At 62.7% G+C, this 17,529-nt stretch carries 17 protein-coding genes and 1 tRNA gene; 7 read left to right on the top strand and 11 right to left on the bottom strand.

From position 1 onward, the window contains the following. The first annotated feature begins 8 nt into the window (after positions 1-8). Positions 9-938 carry an ABC transporter permease gene (locus tag AWB82_RS22725; protein WP_086971237.1) on the top strand — a complete coding sequence of 310 codons (930 nt, stop codon included), beginning with the start codon at positions 9-11 and terminating at the stop codon, positions 936-938. Between the two features lie 102 nt (positions 939-1,040). Next, a complete protein-coding gene (locus AWB82_RS22720) occupies positions 1,041-2,126 on the top strand; it encodes a BMP family ABC transporter substrate-binding protein (RefSeq protein WP_086971236.1) in 1,086 nt (361 codons plus the stop codon). 100 nt (positions 2,127-2,226) lie between these two features. Here AWB82_RS22720 and AWB82_RS22715 read toward each other — a convergent pair whose 3' ends face one another. The 4 genes from AWB82_RS22715 to AWB82_RS22700 all read right to left on the bottom strand — a co-directional run bounded on the left by AWB82_RS22715 (position 2,227) and on the right by AWB82_RS22700 (position 5,515). Then, the gene (locus tag AWB82_RS22715; RefSeq protein ID WP_086971234.1) at positions 2,227-2,433 is read right to left on the bottom strand and encodes a dodecin; all 207 of its coding nucleotides are present in this window, start codon (positions 2,431-2,433) and stop codon (positions 2,227-2,229) included. 272 nt (positions 2,434-2,705) lie between these two features. Beyond that, positions 2,706-3,197, bottom strand: a complete 492-nt coding sequence (locus AWB82_RS22710; RefSeq protein ID WP_061149898.1) for a hypothetical protein — start codon at positions 3,195-3,197, stop codon at positions 2,706-2,708. Positions 3,198-3,520: 323 nt separating this feature from the next. Beyond that, positions 3,521-3,964, bottom strand: coding sequence for a large conductance mechanosensitive channel protein MscL (gene mscL, locus AWB82_RS22705; RefSeq protein WP_086971232.1), 444 nt, complete (start codon positions 3,962-3,964; stop codon positions 3,521-3,523). A 165-nt stretch (positions 3,965-4,129) separates the two neighbouring features. After that, on the bottom strand, positions 4,130-5,515 hold the full coding sequence (locus AWB82_RS22700) for a DUF2252 domain-containing protein (RefSeq protein ID WP_086971230.1): 1,386 nt from the start codon (positions 5,513-5,515) through the stop codon (positions 4,130-4,132). Between the two features lie 268 nt (positions 5,516-5,783). On the opposite strand from AWB82_RS22700, the gene glgX reads away from it, so the two are divergent. Then, on the top strand, positions 5,784-7,994 hold the full coding sequence (gene glgX / locus AWB82_RS22695) for a glycogen debranching protein GlgX (protein ID WP_086971228.1): 2,211 nt from the start codon (positions 5,784-5,786) through the stop codon (positions 7,992-7,994). 353 nt (positions 7,995-8,347) lie between these two features. On the opposite strand, the gene AWB82_RS22690 is transcribed toward glgX, so the two are convergent. From AWB82_RS22690 to AWB82_RS22680, 3 genes are all read right to left on the bottom strand, one after another. Further along, positions 8,348-9,556 (bottom strand): tetratricopeptide repeat protein, encoded by a 1,209-nt coding sequence (locus tag AWB82_RS22690; protein WP_086971226.1) that lies wholly within the window; start codon positions 9,554-9,556, stop codon positions 8,348-8,350. 164 nt (positions 9,557-9,720) lie between these two features. Further along, on the bottom strand, positions 9,721-10,401 hold the full coding sequence (locus tag AWB82_RS22685; RefSeq protein WP_086971224.1) for a PspA/IM30 family protein: 681 nt from the start codon (positions 10,399-10,401) through the stop codon (positions 9,721-9,723). Positions 10,402-10,632: 231 nt separating this feature from the next. Continuing rightward, the gene (locus AWB82_RS22680; protein WP_086971222.1) at positions 10,633-11,040 is read right to left on the bottom strand and encodes a plasmid mobilization protein; all 408 of its coding nucleotides are present in this window, start codon (positions 11,038-11,040) and stop codon (positions 10,633-10,635) included. 487 nt (positions 11,041-11,527) lie between these two features. Between AWB82_RS22680 and AWB82_RS22675 the strand changes: the two genes are divergently transcribed. Further along, positions 11,528-14,098: a penicillin-binding protein 1A gene (locus AWB82_RS22675; RefSeq protein WP_086971220.1), complete on the top strand. Its 2,571-nt coding sequence runs from the start codon at positions 11,528-11,530 to the stop codon at positions 14,096-14,098. Between the two features lie 75 nt (positions 14,099-14,173). Here the strand turns inward: AWB82_RS22675 and AWB82_RS22670 are convergent, their stop codons facing one another. The 3 genes from AWB82_RS22670 to AWB82_RS22660 all read right to left on the bottom strand — a co-directional run bounded on the left by AWB82_RS22670 (position 14,174) and on the right by AWB82_RS22660 (position 15,471). Further along, complete coding sequence (locus AWB82_RS22670) at positions 14,174-14,605, bottom strand: copper chaperone PCu(A)C (RefSeq protein WP_086971218.1); 432 nt, start codon at positions 14,603-14,605, stop codon at positions 14,174-14,176. A 7-nt stretch (positions 14,606-14,612) separates the two neighbouring features. Further along, the gene (gene copC / locus AWB82_RS22665; protein WP_086971216.1) at positions 14,613-14,975 is read right to left on the bottom strand and encodes a copper homeostasis periplasmic binding protein CopC; all 363 of its coding nucleotides are present in this window, start codon (positions 14,973-14,975) and stop codon (positions 14,613-14,615) included. 115 nt (positions 14,976-15,090) lie between these two features. Beyond that, on the bottom strand, positions 15,091-15,471 hold the full coding sequence (locus AWB82_RS22660) for a DUF2946 domain-containing protein (protein WP_086971214.1): 381 nt from the start codon (positions 15,469-15,471) through the stop codon (positions 15,091-15,093). Between the two features lie 205 nt (positions 15,472-15,676). On the opposite strand from AWB82_RS22660, the gene AWB82_RS22655 reads away from it, so the two are divergent. After that, positions 15,677-15,753: transfer RNA gene (locus AWB82_RS22655), tRNA-Met, on the top strand. A gap of 330 nt (positions 15,754-16,083) precedes the next feature. Here the strand turns inward: AWB82_RS22655 and AWB82_RS38870 are convergent. Beyond that, complete coding sequence (locus AWB82_RS38870) at positions 16,084-16,368, bottom strand: putative hemolysin (RefSeq protein WP_086971212.1); 285 nt, start codon at positions 16,366-16,368, stop codon at positions 16,084-16,086. A 114-nt stretch (positions 16,369-16,482) separates the two neighbouring features. On the opposite strand from AWB82_RS38870, the gene AWB82_RS22645 reads away from it, so the two are divergent. Beyond that, positions 16,483-16,689: a hypothetical protein gene (locus tag AWB82_RS22645; protein WP_086971210.1), complete on the top strand. Its 207-nt coding sequence runs from the start codon at positions 16,483-16,485 to the stop codon at positions 16,687-16,689. Between the two features lie 547 nt (positions 16,690-17,236). Next, the coding region (locus AWB82_RS22640; RefSeq protein ID WP_200818184.1) for an ESPR domain-containing protein at positions 17,237-17,529 on the top strand (293 nt) is incomplete at its 3' end.

Raw genomic sequence — 17,529 nt, 5'->3', positions numbered from 1 at the left:
AGAAGAACATGGACATCAATCAAGCCAGCAATCTCGCATCGAGCGCCGTGATCGCCGCTATTCCGCTGATGTACGCGGGCGCGGGCGAGCTCGTCGCGGAGAAATCCGGTGTGCTGAATCTCGGCGTCGAAGGAATGATGCTGATGGGTGCGGTCACGGGTTACGCCGTCACCGCGATCACGGGCAGCCCGTGGCTCGGCATCGTCGCGTCGGTGTTCGCCGGGCTCGCGATGGCGCTGCTGTTCGGCTTTCTGACCATCACGATGCTCGCGAACCAGGTCGCAACGGGCCTGTCGCTGACGATCTTCGGCATCGGCTTCTCGGCGTATGTCGGCAAGCCCTATACGTCGGCGGCGGTGCGCTCGACCATCGACGTGATGCCGATTCCCGGCCTCGCGGATATTCCCGTGCTCGGCCCCGCGATCTTCTCGCTCACGCCGCTCGGCTATCTCGCGTTCATCATGTTCGGCGTGATCGGCTGGTTCCTCTACAAGACCCGCGCGGGGCTCGTGCTGCGCTCGGTCGGCGAATCGCCGGCGGTCGCGCATTCGGTGGGCTTTCCGGTCGTCGGCGTGCGCTACGGCGCGACGCTCTTCGGCGGCGCGATGGCCGGTATCGCGGGCGGCTATTACTCGATCGTGTACCTGCACGTATGGCAGGAGCAACTGACGTCGGGCCGCGGCTGGATCGCGCTCGCGCTCGTCGTGTTCGCGACGTGGCGCCCGGGACGCCTCCTGATCGGCGCGCTGCTCTTCGGCGCGGTGATGGCGCTGCAGTTCTACGCGCAGGCGATCGGCGTGCCGGTGCCGACGCAATTCCTCGCGATGCTCCCGTATATCGCGACCATCGTCGTGCTCGTGCTCATCTCGCGCAACCCGAACACGATCAAGCTCAACGCGCCCGCATCGCTCGGCAAGCCGTTTTTCGCGGCGAGTTGATGCCGCTGTTTTCGCGCGGCATCGCCGTTGCGTCTACGTTTTGACCGGCCACAAAGACCCTAGCAAACCGTTTCACCGACAACATCGACCAGGAGAATCAGAATGAATAAACCATGGCTGAAGGCGCTCACCGCGACGGTCGCACTGTCCGCCACCGTCGCGGCATTGAGCGCGCAGGCGGCGGACGCGCCGGGCGTCGCGTTCGTCTATCTCGGCAATCCGGGCGATGCGGGCTGGACCTTCGCGCACGACGCCGGCAGCAAGGAGGCCGAAGCGAAATACGGCAGCAAGATCAAGATCACGCGCGTGGAGAACGTGCCGGAATCCGCGGACTCGGAACGCGTGTTCCGCGATCTCGCGAACAAGGGCAACAAGATCATCTTCGCCACGAGTTTCGGCTATCAGGATTTCGCGTTGAAGGTCGCGAAGGACTTTTCGGACACCGTCTTCCTGACGGCCACGGGCTTCAAAAAGGCGAAGAACTTCGGCACGTATGACGTGCGCATGTATCAGGGCGCGTATCTGGCGGGCGTCGCGGCGGGCTATGTGACGAAGACCAACACACTGGGCTTCGTCGCCTCGGTGCCGATTCCGGAAGTGGTGCGCAACATCAACGCCTACACAATGGGCGCGCGTTCCGTGAACCCCAAGGTCCACACGAAGGTCATCTGGATCAACAGCTGGTTCGATCCGGGCAAGGAGAAGCAGGCGGCTGAAACGCTGATCGGCCAGGGCGCGGACGTGCTGCTGCAGAACACCGACTCCAACGCGACGCTCAACACCGCCGCCGAAAAGAAAGTGTTCGCGTTCGGCTGGGATTCGAACATGAAGAAGTTCGGCCCGAGCGCGCACCTGGGCTCGGTGGTCGCGCACTGGGGCGTGTACTACAACACGGTGATCCAGCAAGTGCTCGACGGCAAATGGAAGAACGATCCGGTGTGGCTCGGCATTCCGCAGAAGGCCGTGGATCTCGAAGACCTGAATACCGGCGCGATTCCCGCGAAGGCGGTGCAGGCGGTCGCGGCCAAGCGTGACGAACTGCACACGGGCAAGTGGGACGTGTTCAGCGGCCCGATCAAGGATCAGTCGGGCGCGGAGAAGGTGCCGGCCGGCAAGACGCTGTCCGATCCGGAACTGCAGCGCATCAACTGGTACGTCGAGGGCGTCGACGGATCGCTGCCGAAGTAAGCACGCGTTCCTCGCTCATCGCAAAGAGAAACCGCGTTTCGTGGCGACACGAAGCGCGGTTTTTTTCATGCGATGGAAAGAGCGTATCGATGAAAGCGCATCAATCGATACGCAGTCCCACCTTGATCGTCACCTGCCAGTGCAGGACCTTGCCGTCCTCGATGTGCCCGCGTGTCTCCACCACTTCGAACCAGTGCATGTTGCGCAGCGTTTTCGACGCCTTCTCCAGTGCGACGCGCACGGCGTCGTCGCTCGATTGCGCTGACGAGCCGGTCAGTTCGATCTGCTTGTAGACGTGTTCCGACATGGTGTTCTCCTTGTAGTCCCTTCAGGGCATGATGAATCGGTTCGAGCGAAGCGACGCGTGACGCCGCGGGAAGCTTGCAATACCGATGCAGCAAGGCACGCGCCATCACGCTTTCGCGCGTGGCTTCCATTAAAGAACAGGAACGCGTGCGGGAGTAGTGGGGGTTTGCGCGAAGCGCCCGCGACGGCGAGCGACGGCGATCAACGACACGCGGGGCCTCGTCGACGAGGCCCCGCGCGTATCGGAGAGAAACAGGAAAGCTCAGAGCAGGTTCAACGCAGCGGTCGCGAGGCGGCATCGCCCGCGTCCTGGCGACGCGTGCCCCGACGCCTGCGCGCCGAGACCGTCGCGCCGAATTCGCTCAGAATCTGGGCGCGGGCGCGGCTCGCGAACACGAGAAAACCGAAGCCGTTCGCCTCGTACCAGTAACCGCCGTTTTCGAGTCCGTCGAGCGGTTGTTCGAGCGCATTGGTGATCGATTCGACACAACGCCTGTGTAGCTCGTCGATGGCCGGATACGGCGGCTGAGCGCCGCGCACGCTGCACAGAAGGACATCGAGTCCCGGCAGAACATGCGCATAGAGCACCGGTTCATCCTGGGCGCGAGCCCTGGCGATCTTCGTGTCTAGCTGACCAAATGGCTTGAAATGCCGCAGCACGGCGAGAAAAGACTCGTCGCCATCGGCCTTCACGCGCTTACGCTTTTTCGGGAAGGACATAAAAACTCGCCTGAAAAAGAATTGCAAGAAACGCAGCGTCCTCATGCGGCCACTCCCGTCTTGCGCGCCGCACGTCGATCTTTTATAGCGCATCGATGTGATTAGGTCACGGTGAATCGGGCCATTCGTTCCCGGCCCCGGCAGCGGCCGGTGCTCGTTTGCTGGCGCACGATTCGTGCCGACGACCGTTTGGCGGCCCGCTTGGCTTCCCTCAGAGCATCTATCTCAATAATAGTCCTGCTGCACCCCACGCGAACAGCTTTCGTAAAGAAAAAAGCGGGTGGGCGCACCAAGCGGACAGGGTGGCCAAGCAGACGGACCCGCCCGCGCCGCGCGGGTTCCGCCTCGATACAAGAGGGTTTGTCCGGCTAGACGCGCGGCGGATTCCTGAGTTCGTCGCGAATCTCGCGCAGCAGCAACACGTCTTCGGGCGTTGCGGGCGGCGGAGCGGCTTCGGCCGGCTTGCGCAGATTGTTGATGAACTTGACCATCAGAAAGATGATGAACGCGAGAATGATGAAGTTGATCAGCGTGGTGATGAACGAGCCGTAGCCGAACACGGCCACGCCCGCGGTCTGCAAGTCTTTGTACGAATCGGGATTGCCTTTGAAGGTGGGCGGTATGTGTCCGAGCCGGACGAACAAGTTTGAAAAGTCGAGGCCGCCGGTAGCCAGACCGACCACCGGCATGATCAGATCCTTCACGATGGAATTCACGATCGTCGAGAATGCGCCGCCGATGATGACACCGACCGCGAGGTCCATGACGTTGCCCTTCAGGGCGAAGTTCTTGAATTCGTCAATCATGCTCATGCGCGGCTTCCTCCAGTTCGATTTAAACGGTTGTGCGGGCCAAAGCGGCAGCAAGGGCTATGCCATTGAGTCCCGCCCGAAACGCCAGACGAGGTGCGTTTCGTTACGGGTACCGTCAATGATAGTCAATTCGATTGCGAATCGCGCGCGCGCCGAAAATCGCGGTCAGGCGGACGGCACGCGTCCCACGCTGATCGCCGCGCAAAAGGCCGCGTGATCCGCGACCGTCTGCGCGCCGTAGCGCTCGGCCCACATGGCGTAGGCCGCGTCGAGCCGGTCCGAGTTGCCGCAGTATCCCGCGATGAGCGCGGCGTCGCCGGTGCGCGCGTGGGCGCGGGCGAGCAGGAGACCGAGACACCACGCGTAGAAGTCGAAGGTCGCGCCGTGCAGCCAGTCGACGGGAATCGAGCCGCGGATCTGTTTCATCTGCCGTACGTAGAAATCGCGGCCGGAGATGGTGGTCCAGCCGAGCAGCGCATCCGACGAGCTTTGCAAGAGACGCTGCCCATGCACGACACGCCGTCCCTGATGACGATACGGCTCTTCCAGCGGCGGCACGAAGGGCGCGGCGGCGGGCACGATGCCTTCCTTCACTTGAATGAAAAGCGGATCGCCGAGCGCGCGGCCGAGCATCAGCACGAGATACGCGCGCGTGCCGACGCTGCCCACGCCGACGACGCGATGCGCGACATCCACGACGTCGTAGCGCTCCAGCATCATGCGCCATTCGCCCGCGAGGGTCTGTCGATAAGCCTTCAGGCCATCGATCACATTATTTTTCTCGGCGGCGTCGAGCGCGGTCAGGATCGGTGGATCGACTTTGAAGCGAAAGCTCTTGCCGACGGGTTCCGCGATCTTCGCGAGCATCGTCGCGTGCGAGCGCTTCATCGCGCGCTCGACGGTTTTTTCGATGGTCGCTTTCTCGTCGGCGTCGAGTTTGGTCGGCGCGTCCATGTGCAGCGCGCTCGCATAAGAGCGCATCTGCCAGAGGTCGTAGGGGCTCACTTGCCAGAGCCCGCCCATCGTCGTGCGATACGCGGCGCACGACGAGCGCACGGCGCTTTCGCGCCCGGCCGCGTCGACGCCGTTTTCGCGCGCCGCAACGTTGATGCTCGCGCTCAGGCGTTTCAGATCCCATTCCCAAGGGCCGACGAGTGTTTCATCAAAATCGTTCAGATCGAACACGACGTCCTGGCGCGGCGTGCGAAACAGGCCGAAATTATTGACGTGCGCGTCGCCGTCGATGATCACGTTGTGGCCGATCGAAGGCGATTTCGCCAGATCCCACGCCATCACGGTCGCGGAGCCGCGCAGGAACGCGAACGGGGATTCGGCCATGCGCTTCATGCGCAGCGGGATGAGCCGCTCCTGCCGGCCCGCGTTGCCCGCGAGCACGCGGTCGACTGGATCGGGCCGATCGCGCTCGGGCGACCATGCGCCGTGTGCGTCGAACGAAACGGCGTCGCGCAGCGACCGGCCCGCGGCGCGGCTTTGCTCGGCCGTGCCGTTGAACTGGAGGTTCGTCGAGGCGGAAGCGGGGTGCGTGGACAAGGCGTGTTCTCCTTCGGCGATGAGAGGGCGTGTCGAGCGTTCGTCGAACGCAAAGCATTCGGCGCTCCCGACGGGAAGGTTTTACACGCGCAGCGCATGACGCGGGCATAACGCGCGCCGGTTGCAAAGGCGCGGGCCGCATGAAGCAAGCCGCGCGCGGGAACACGGCGCGGGCACGGGATATGCTCCTTACGAACCGCTTGACGCCCCGCAATGCCAACGCATGGCCCCGACGCACCACGCGTCAATCTTTCGAACACATCATCTCATGCCGAACGAACTCCGCATTGCCGAAGGCTCCCCGTTTCCGCTCGGCGCGACCTGGGACGGAAAGGGCGTGAATTTCGCGCTGTTTTCCGCGAACGCGACCAAGGTCGAACTCTGTCTCTTCGACGAAAAGGGCGAACAGGAAACGAATCGCATCGAACTGCCCGAATATACCGACGAAGTCTGGCACGTCTACGTGCAGGGCCTCGAACCGGGCGCGGTCTACGGCTATCGCGTGCACGGACCTTACGAGCCGGAAGCCGGGCATCGCTTCAATCCGAACAAGCTGCTGCTCGATCCGTACGCGAAGGCGCACGTTGGCACGCAGAAGTGGGACCCGGCGCTGTTCGGCTATACGCTCGACGCCGAAGGCGACGATCTCACGTTCGACGAACGCGACAGCGCGCCCTTCGCGCAGAAGTGCCAGGTCGTCGATCAGACTTTCACATGGACGCACGCGACGCGCGTGCGCGTGCCGTGGGAGCACACGATCTTCTACGAGACGCACGTGCGCGGCTACACGAAGCTGCATCCGGCGATTCCGGAGCACATGCGCGGCACCTTCGAAGGCCTCGGGCAGAAGGAGGTGGTCGAGCACATCAAGAGCCTGGGCGTGACGTCGGTCGAACTGTTGCCGATCCACGCGTTCGTCAACGACAGCTACCTGCTCGACAAGGGCCTCACGAACTACTGGGGCTACAACACGATCGGCTTCTTCGCCGCCGATCCGCGCTATTTCGCGCGCGGGGCGGGCGTCATCGCCGAGTTCAAGGAGATGGTCGACCGGCTGCACGAGGCCGGCCTCGAAGTGATCCTCGACGTCGTGTATAACCACACGGCAGAGGGCAACGAGCGCGGGCCGACGCTATCTTTTCGCGGTATCGACAATGCGTCGTACTACCGGCTGATGCCGGAAGAATCGCGCTACTACATCAACGATACCGGCACAGGCAATACGCTCAATCTTTCGCATCCCCGCGTGCTGCAGATGGTCACCGACAGCCTGCGCTACTGGGTGACGGAGATGAACGTGGATGGCTTTCGCTTCGATCTCGCGACGATTCTCGGCCGCGAGCCCTACGGCTTCGACGAAGGCGGCGGCTTTCTCGATAGCTGCCGCCAGGACCCGATTCTTTCCAGCGTGAAACTGATCGCGGAGCCGTGGGATTGCGGTCCGGGCGGCTATCAGGTCGGCGGTTTTCCGCCGGGCTGGGCGGAATGGAACGACCGCTATCGGGACACCGTGCGCGAGTTCTGGAAGGGCGACGAAGGCGTGTCGCCGGAGCTCGCGAAGCGCATCACCGCGTCGGGCGACAAGTTCAACAAGCGCGGACGCCGGCCGTGGGCGAGCGTGAATTTCATCACCGCGCACGACGGCTTCACGCTGAACGATCTCGTCTCGTACAACGAGAAGCACAACGAGGCGAACGGCGAGGACAACAACGACGGCCATTCGGACAACAAGTCGTGGAACTGCGGCGCCGAAGGTCCGACCGACGACATGGAGATCCGCGCGCTGCGCGAGCGCCAGAAGCGCAATATGCTCGCGACGCTGCTGTTCTCGCAAGGCACGCCGATGCTGCTCGCGGGCGACGAGTTCGGCCGCACGCAGAAGGGCAACAACAACGCGTATTGCCAGGACGACGACATCAGCTGGGTGAACTGGGACATCGACGAAGATGGCCACGCGCTCAACGAGTTCGTACGCAAGCTGACGACGCTGCGTCACACGCTGCCGGTACTGCGGCGCCAGCGTTTTCTCACGGGCGAGTACAACGACGACTTGCAGCTCGCCGACGTCAGATGGCTCGGCACGACCGGCGACGAACTCACGCAGGAGCAATGGGACGATCCGAACATGCGCTGCTTCGGCGTCGTGATGGACGGGCGCGCGCAGGCCACGGGCATCCGCAGGCCGGCATCGGATGCGACGCTGCTGCTTATCGTGAACGCGTATCACGATGTCGTAGATTTCACGCTGCCCGATATTCCTGGCCCCGACGAATGGATCTGCCTCATCGATACGAATGCGCCGATCCGCGAGGAATTGCCTGAATTCGGCTCGGACGAGGTGTATCAGGTGACGGGCCGCTCGCTGCTGTTGTTCGCGCTTCAGCCGCGCGGCGTGACGAAGCGCATGTTCAAGCGACTGGAAGAGGCGCTGACGGACGAAGTGCCGCCTGAAAGCGAAGAGAAAAAAACGGAGGGTTGAGTGGCGCTTTTACGGACGCGATTCGCGACCGGTTATCATGCGATTTTTGCATAGCGACAGGAGGCGGCGCGAGCCGCCTTCTTTTTTCATGATGGTCGATTCTTTCAAGCATGACCGCGCGCCTGCCGAAGGCCGCGCGGCGCCGACGGCATGATCCTGCATGCCATCCTGCGCGTCGCGAGCTGGGATCACCTCGAACGCATCTGGGAATTCATCATCGGCTTTTTTAAATTCCTATGGGGATTGTTGCGCTTTCTCGGCGGCGGCTGATGCGCTGATTCCTCACGCCGAAACGAAAAGGGCCCCGCGCAAGCGGAGCCCCTTTTCGTGCGTGAGCGGATCAAGAAAGCAGATCAGGAATCGCGCCAACTGTCGTCGTTGCTGCCGAGGTCGAGTCCGCCGCCGCCACCTCCGCCGCCGTCGTTCCAGTCGTTCGAGCCGCTGCCCAGATCGAGGCCGCCGCCATTGTTATTGCCGAAGTCGAGGCCGCCGTTGTCGTTCTGCTGCGGACGATCGACGGGTACGTCGCGCTCGATCACACGATCGCGCCCATGCGACAGCGCCTCGCCCAGCAGCACGCCGGTGAGAAGCCCGCCCATGCCGCCACCGAACCCGCCGCCGCCTTGCTGAATGATGACAGGCGGCTGCTGCCCCTGCTGCGGTGGATAGGGCCCTTGCGGCGGATATTGTTGCTGGCCACGTCCGAAGCGCTCGGCTTCCTGCGCATACGGCGAGCCGTTCGGCGCGCCCGCTTGCGCGTTGTTCGCCGCGTTCGGATCGGGCCGGCCCTCGGCGCGCGCCTTCAGGCTCGCGACCTGATTCTCCAGGTCTTCGATCGCATACGGCGGCACAGGATTCTGCGAGTTCGACAGCGATTCGACCATCTCGCGCAACTGCGTTTCCGCGCCTTCGACGTCTTTCAGCAGCGCTTCGTGACCCGGCGCGGTGGAGAGCCGCACGTCGAGCTTGAGCGTGCGCACGTCGTTAAGCAGTTCGGTCGCGCGCTTCATCTGCGTGCGGCGATCGTTCTCGGCTTGACCGTCGTCGCGAGTGCGCGCCCGACGCAGGCCCCAGCGCAGCACGAGCGCGATCGCCGCGATCAGAACCGCGAATCCGATCCACGCGCCCATGCCGATGCCGTGCTTTTGCGGCGCGGCGGCCGCCTGATCCTGATTAAAGGGGTTGCGCGCGCTGGACGTGTTCGCACTGTTCTCCGACCGTGGCGAGATGCTCGCGCGCGTCGCGTCGGCCTGAATGCGGGCCTGCGTTGCCGCGAAGCGCGACGGATCGGTGAAACTCAACGCGGGATCGAGCGCTTTCGCCTGCTGCAGATGCGAAAGGGCGTCGCTATAACGGCCTTCGCGGTCGAGAACCTGCGCGTAGAGATAGTGCGCGTGCGCGTTCTTCGGATGCGCGCCGAGCACTTCGCTCAGTTGCGAGTCGGCCTGTTGCCAGTTGCCCTGCGTCATCGACTGCTCGACCTGCTGCGCGGTCGGCAATGCGAACGCGAGCGGGGAAGCGAGCGACAGCGACAACGCCAGAGCCGTCAGAGTCTTTTTCATGATGCGGGCCGGACGCGATGAACGTCCGTCTCCTGTCGATGCTGCGAACGGGTGATGCAAATCGTATTGCTCAAGGTAACGCATATTCGTGCGACGCGTGGCGCGCCCGGAGGTTCGCCGCGCGCGCTTTTCAGATATCGGCGCTTATCAGCACTTGCCAGCACTTATTGCGCCGGCGGATTCAACTGTTTTTTCAGCGCTTCCAGACGATCTTCGACGGAAGGTCCGCGATTGAGTTCGGCGAGCTTGTCGTCGAGCGCCTTGCCGGACTTCTGATCAGCCGAATTCAGGCGTGCATCGGAGCGGGCGTTGGCGAGTTGAACCTTGTCTTCGAGCTTCTGAAAGTCCTCCGAAAGATTCTTTCCGCCGATGCCGCCCAGCGCCGTCGCCGCGGTGTCCTTCGCCTGCGCGATCTGCTGCTTCGCCTGAAGGATGTTCGAGCGCGCGTTGAGATCGTTGCGGCGCTGACGCATGTCCGCGATCTGCTGCTTCAGGTGGTCGACCGAGGGCACCAGCGTTTGCAATTCCGCCGCGAGCGCGTCGCGTTCGGTTTCGGCATTGGCCTGCGCCGCGAGCGCTTCGCGCGCGAGGCCTTCGTCGCCCGACTGCAGCGCGCGCTTCGCGCCGTCTTCGTACTTCTTCGCTTTGTCGGCGGCGGCGTCGCGCTTGCTTTGCTGCGTTGCGACCTGCGCTTCGATCTCGATGAGCGAGTTCTCCGCCTTCGCGATGCTTTCGTCGAGCTCGCGCACGATCTGGCGTGCGTCGCGCGAAGCGTCCTGCATGGTGTCGGCGGCGTCGTTCAAGAGGCCTTTGACCGTGCGCGTGATGGAATCGAAAAGCGACATGTATTTCTCCTGGATGAATACGGCGGCGTGCACTCGGTTCACCTGCCGCGCGGCTCGAATGTGAGGCGCAACGCGCGCGATTGCAAGCGCACGTGAGCTTCGCGTGTACGCCGGGTTTACCCGTTCATTAGATCACGCCGTGGCTTAATCGGGACTTAATCGGGACTTACGGGAAGGTTAAGGAGTGTAACGGCGCGCCTTGCCGGAAAAGGTCGGGCAGGGCGCTGACGATCAGCGCTCGGAATGCGTGTCGTCGGTCAGGGAGGCATCGTCGCCCTGATCCGTATCGTGCTCGATTTCGTCTTCGGATGCAGCGGGACCGGGATGAGCTTGCGGCACGGCACGCGCCTGCGCCGCGCGTTTGGTCGCGCTCGCCGCCGCCTCGCGGGCCTCGCGCGCGGCGGCTTTCGCGGCGACGCTTTTTAGCGCGGCGTTGAGGGGATCGGGCGTCTTGGGCGGGCGCAGACGATCGACGATGCCCGCGACCTTGATCTGCTCGCTCGTCGCGTTGAAGTTCAGCACCGCGCGGCGCATGAGCTCGCTCACGCTGATGCCGAGGGAGTCCGCTGTGTTGCTGATGGCCAGCTTCTGCGCGGGAGTCACGAAAACAACGATGCGTTCGCTGGGTTTGGTCGTCATGAGCGGCTCGCAAACAGTAAGGCGATCGTAATAAGACGACCGCAACTTCGTTCATCAAACGGCACGACATCTTGACCGCAGGCTCGCGAGAGGCGTTTGGGGAACCTGCGATCCATTCAACCATCATATCGGTTTGCGCGCGGCCGTGCGTGTGTGAACCACCTCGCATGACACGCAATGAGCGTGGCGCAAAAACGGCGCGCGATCAACGACTTGGCTATTTTCTCATACGGTTGTCCACACGGCTCTCCACACTTTCTGTGGGTAACCCAACGTTCGTGCGCATTTGCGCCGGCTAGCGGCACTTACTTACAAAAAATTCCGGCAGGTTTTGGGGTGGCGCGCGCGAATTCTTTAAAATGCACCGTTACCCTCGGTCGAAAGCCGGCCCGCACATTCGCTCGTCCCGTGTTTGCAGTAGCGTCGTCTCCGGCGCATCGCAGCGTGGCAGCGCGCGCGCCTGACAGCGCGCGGAACGAATCCAGTCATGCCTATCATCAAACGACCCGACTCATCGAAATCCTCGCGATACGAACGCGAACCCGATCGCGAACCCCGCTGGAACGACTCTCGCAACGACTCACGCAATGACTCGGGCGGCCGCGACGGCGGCGGACGCAACGGCGGTGGCGGCCGCAATGGACGCAACGGTCGAAACGATCGCAATGACCGCGGCGGCCGGGGCCGTTCTCCGCTTGCGCGCATCGCGCTCTGGCTTGCGGGCCTCGCGGCCATCGGCGGGATGATCGGGGCGCTCATCGTCGGCTATGCGCTCGTCGTCATGAAGCCGAATCTGCCGTCGCTCGATGCGCTCATCGACTATCGGCCGAAGGTGCCGCTGCGCGTCTACACGGCCGATCACGTGCTGATCGGCGAGTTCGGCGAGGAGCGTCGCAGCCTCGTGCGCTTTCAGGACATTCCCGATCAGATGAAGAAGGCGGTTCTCGCGATCGAGGATTACCGTTTCTACGAACACGGCGGCGTCGACTTCATCGGCATCTTGCGCGCGGGCGTGAGCGATCTGATGCACGGCGGCGCATCGCAGGGCGCGAGCACGATCACGATGCAGGTCGCGCGCAACTTCTTTCTGTCGAGCGAGAAGACGTATACGCGCAAGGTCTACGAGATGCTGCTCGCCTACAAGATCGAGAGCGCGCTCACGAAGGATCAGATTCTTGAGCTGTACATGAACCAGATCTATCTCGGCGAGCGCGCGTACGGTTTTTCGGCTGCGGCTCGCGTGTACTACGGCAAGGACCTGAAGGACATCACGCTCGCCGAAGCGGCGATGCTCGCGGGTCTGCCGAAAGCGCCGTCGGCGTATAACCCGGTCGTCAATCCGAAGCGCGCGAAGGTGCGTCAGCAGTACATCCTGAAGCGCATGTTCGACCTGAATTTCATCACGCGCGAGCAATACGATCAGGCGAAGGCCGAGGAAATCCACACGAAGTCCGCGGGCACCGAGTACGGCGTGCATGCGGAATACGTCGCGGAAATGGTGCGGCAGATGATGTACGCGCAATACAAGGAAGAGACCTACACGCGCGGCCTCACGGTGACGACCACCATCGATTCCGCCGATCAGGACGCCGCGTACAAAGCCGTGCGCAAAGGCGTGATGGACTACGAGCGGCGGCATGGCTATCGCGGGCCGGAGGGCAACATCAATTTGCCGTCGAACGCGGATGACCGCGCCGAGGCAATCGACGACGCGCTCGCGGATCATCCGGACAACGGCGAGCTCGTCGCGGCGGTCATCACGACTGCGAGCCCGAAGCAGGTGAGCGCGCAGTTCGTCGGCGGCGATACGGCGACCATCGCGGGCGATGGCCTGCGCTTCGTGGCGGCGGCGCTGCGCAACAATGCGTCGAAGGCGCTCGCGATCAAGCCCGGCTCGATCGTGCGTCTCGCGAAGGACGACAAGGGTAACTGGCAGCTCACGCAGTTGCCGCAGGTCGAAGGCGCGCTCGTCTCGATGACGCCGCAGGACGGGGCGATCCGCGCGCTCGTCGGCGGTTTCGACTTCAACAAGAACAAGTTCAATCACGTGACGCAGGCGTGGCGTCAGCCAGGATCGAGCTTCAAACCGTTCATCTATTCGGCGGCGCTCGACAAGGGTCTTGGACCGGCGACCATCATCAACGACGCGCCGCTGTCCTTTCCGGCGACGGGCGGCGGCGACGCGTGGGAACCGAAGGACGACGATCAGCCCGACGGCCCGATGTCGATGCGCACCGGCTTGCAGAAGTCGAAGAACCTCGTGTCGATCCGCATTCTGTCGTTTATCGGCACGGGCTACGCGCAGGACTTCGTCACGCAGAAGTTCGGCTTCGACAAGGACAAGACGCCGCCTTATCTGCCGCTCGCGCTCGGCGCGGGTCTCGTCACGCCGTTGCAGCTTTCGGGTGCGTACTCGGTGTTCGCGAACGGCGGCTATCGCATCAATCCGTATCTGATCGCCGATGTCGCCGATGCGCGCGGCAGCGTGGTATCGCGCGCCAGTCCGCTGATCGCCGGCAGTAACGCGCCGCAGACGCTCGAACCGCGCAACGCGTACATCATGAACAGCCTGCTGCATACGGTCGCGACGCAGGGCACGGGCTCGGGCACCAACGTGCTCAAGCGCAACGACCTGCAGGGCAAGACCGGCACGACCAACGACGCGAAGGACGGCTGGTTCGCGGGCTATCAGAAGCAACTCGTCGCGGTCGCGTGGATGGGCTACGACCAGCCGAAGACGCTCGGCAGCCGCGAGTTCGGCGCACAGCTCGCATTGCCGATCTGGGTGGAGTACATGGGACGCGCGCTACGCGGCATTCCGCAAGCCCAGATGGACAGGCCGGACGGCGTCACCACGGTCGACGGCGAACTGTTCTACGCGGACCGCACGCCGGGCGCGGGTTTTGTCGCGAGTATCGGGCTGGACAACGGCAATCCGATGGCGGGCGACGCCACCACGATGGGCGGCGTGGGACCGGCGGGCATGCAGGCGCCGCCGGCGCCGCAAGTCACGACCGACGAGCGCAAGCAGATCATGGATCTGTTCAGCAAGCACTGATGTGACTACGCGTAGTCGATAAAAAAGCGCGCCGGGCGTAAAGCCCGGCGCGCTTCGCATTTGAAATGCGTGATTTCAGTGGCCGACCGTCGCCGCCGACTTCACGTCGCAGTTCACATTGATCGTCGATTTGTCCGCGAACGAAAGGATGAGGGGAATCGTCGAGCCGACCTTGAGCGGCTTGGCCGGTTCTTCGAGCATCAGGTGATAGCCCTTCGGCGCGAAGCTCAGGGTGCCGTGCGCGGGGACATCGACGGAATCGACTGGCGACATCGTCGCCGTGCCGTTCTTGCTTTCCGACTTGTGCATCATCGTCATGCCGAACGCGGGCGTCTCGGCGGCCGTGAGCGTCGCGGGCTTGTCGCCGTTGTTCGCGACGGTGAAATAGCCCGATGACGGCAGATTCGGCGGCATGGCGCGAACCCAGCAATCATGGGCTTCGAGCGTCGCGGCCTGAGCGAACGATGCGCAGGCGAGCGCGCCTGCGAGTACGGCGATTTTTTTCATTGTGTCCTCACTTGACGGTGAAGTTGTAGTGACCTTGCGTGCGATGTCCATCGGCGGCGACCACGCTCCATTGCACCTTGTAGACGCCCGGTGCGAGATCAGGAAGCGCGACGCTCATGTGCTTCTTGTCATGGTCATCGACGGTGGAATTTGCGGTGTTGACCTGCGTGCCCTGGGCATTGGTGACGATGAGCTTGCTGAAGGTCGGTTCGAGCGCTTCGCCGAATTCGATTGCGACTTCGTGCGGCGCGCTGACCGTCGCGCCGGGGCCGGGTTGCTGCAGCTTCGGCAATGCGTGCGCGAACGCAAGTTGCGCCGAGCCGATGAACGCCAGCGCGAGGGCGCCGCGCATCAACGATGATGAAAACATGATGTGTCCTTGCGTGCCCGAAGCCGTTGGTGCTTCGGGCGATGTGTGTCACGTGCGAATGGAAGGCTTCGTCTCGCGCGGTGCGACGAGTGAAGCCTCTGTGTGCGGATGCGAATCAGCCGAAGGCGGGCGGGGCGCGCGGTTGTGCGGCGCTGAGTAAGTCGCGGCGAGGTGCGTCGGCGATAGCGTGCGCCGCGAAAACGTCGCGTGGTGCAAGAGCGGAAAACATCCGATCGAGCGATACCGGCGGCGTGGGCGCGTGCGCGATGAGATCGCAATAAGCGCATGCCTGCAGATGACCGATGCCATCGTGCTTCGGAGGATGTGAGTCCCGCGGCGGCTGGACGTCGGTTGCGCACACGGAAGCGAGCAACGATTCGATGCGCGCGTGTTCGAGCGTCTGCGATGCGGCGGGCGCGAGCGAGAGCAGCAGGATCGCGCACATCGCAGCGAACCCGCCGATCTTCCCGATGATGCCCCGACGCAAGTGATGCATGCCGCGCTCGTTCCGTTCCGTTCCGTTGCCGATATAGCGACGATGATGAACGAGCGATTATGCCACGTGAGTTTGCATGCTCTTTACTATGGGACGGGACGCATCGACGCGGCCCCGATTCTCTGTGTTCTCTCTTTTCTTCGATGAGAGTGAATGGGGGCTTGCGGCAACTTAAGCGATACCTTATACTCTTTTCTTCGACGGACGCGGGGTGGAGCAGTCTGGCAGCTCGTCGGGCTCATAACCCGAAGGTCGTAGGTTCAAATCCTACCCCCGCAACCAACATTAAGGCTTCGCGCGATTTCCCGGATTTTTGGGTGCAGCATCTTCCCAATGTGGGAAAAATCGGCAAGAGGTTGGCAAGACCGTCGCATCATCAAACCCGCTTTCGAGCGGGTTTTTTGTTTTCCGCCTTCCATCGCGCACATGAGCGAGCTCATTCGAACAATATGAGACATCGGCTGATCGCAGCGGCCGCCGTATCAGCGATGGGGATGGGGACCGCGGTTGAACAAACTGACGTCTGAATAACAGTTCCGCCCCGATCGGCAGGCGGAATTAAAACGCGTGGTCGGTCAAAAACTTCGGTCCCGCACCCCGCTTATCGACTCATTACTTCTGGCCCGGCGAGCATTCGCCGCGAAATAGCGCCCATTCCTCGCACGACTGGCCACCGGGAAAGCGGCACATGCCGAGTTGGCCGTTGCCCGTATCGACGATTTGCAGCGTCCCGCCTTGGCGAGTGCAGTTCACAGACGCTGGATTGGCAAGTCCTATCCGTGCGGTGGACTGCGAAGCGGGTTGATCCGTGGATGCACCTGCGGTCGACGGCTGCGGTTGCGTACAAGCCGGCAACAAAAAAAGACTTGCGATTAGGACGGTTAAGGGCTTGAGCATGGATCTGCAATCTCCGGATAAGTACTAAGCGATCCTTGACTATATCAACGGCGATTGCTGGCGTCGAACCCAATGCCTTGATTCCGTGCCTCGACGTGCCGCCGGCGGCGGGGCGTGCCGGGCCTCGATTGCTGGCTGGCGACACAGCAGCGCGTCGCGTCATACTCGGTCGAGCAGGGTTCGTTCGCGTCCGACAACAAGGTTGCGCAGCTGCAGGAATTGACGCAACGCCTCGCGTTCGGCGGGCGCAAGATGAGTCGCGATGGGTTTCTGCTCGAGCTTGAGTCGCTGTATGGCTCGCTCACGATTGTCAATTGTTAAGACGCCTGACGAGACTTGTCGTGGTTATAACTTGGGAAGGCTCGACTATCAACGCCGCAGTTTATCGGGTCTGTCGCTGAGATCCACCTCACCGAGATCCGCACGAACGCGCAAGCGTCGTAATCGAGCACCGCGCAACCGTCAGGTGTCGACCCACGTAGGCAGCGATGGGTCTGTACCGCTGCTGATCTGCCTGCGCTGACGAACCATCGCACGCCGTTGCAGCAGGCCGCATCCATCGTGATGGAGAGCTTCGCGAACGCGCATTGCCGAGAGCGGCGAACCACGGCGGTTCACTGAACGTGCCGCAACCCGATATCACGCGAGGGGCCGCTGCCACGGACGGAAGCGTCATTGAAATTGGGGCGCCGGCATGAGCTTCCGGAAGTGGCGATCGCCCGTCTACCCGCGTTGCACAAACCGCGGTAGTGAAAATTCAGACAATTCGTATATGACTGATTGTTGCAAAGGAGAATAATCGCCGGTTCTTTGCGCGTTTCCTTCCTGAGAGGAAGTCGCAACCCAAACTATAAGAAGAAGCGGGCTGATGAATAATAAGCTGTACAAATTGGTCTTCAATAAGACTCGCGGCATGATGATAGCGGTAGCCGATTTCGCCACGGGGCATGGCGGCCAAGGTAGCGGCGCGCAGCAGGCTCCTGCCGCGCCTTTGCAACAGTCTGGTTTGATCCTTCCGCTTCGCGCCGTCGCACTGGCTGCGATGCTAATGCTTGGCACGGTCTCGACGCTTTCGCTTGCGCAAATCGTGGCCGCTCCGGGGTCGGGCGCGCACGTCATTCAAACGCAGAATGGTCTGAATCAGGTAAACATCGCGAGGCC

It is taken from the genome of Caballeronia glebae (assembly GCF_001545035.1).
Classification (GTDB): domain Bacteria; phylum Pseudomonadota; class Gammaproteobacteria; order Burkholderiales; family Burkholderiaceae; genus Caballeronia; species Caballeronia glebae.
This window is presented reverse-complemented; position numbering and strand designations above follow the sequence as displayed.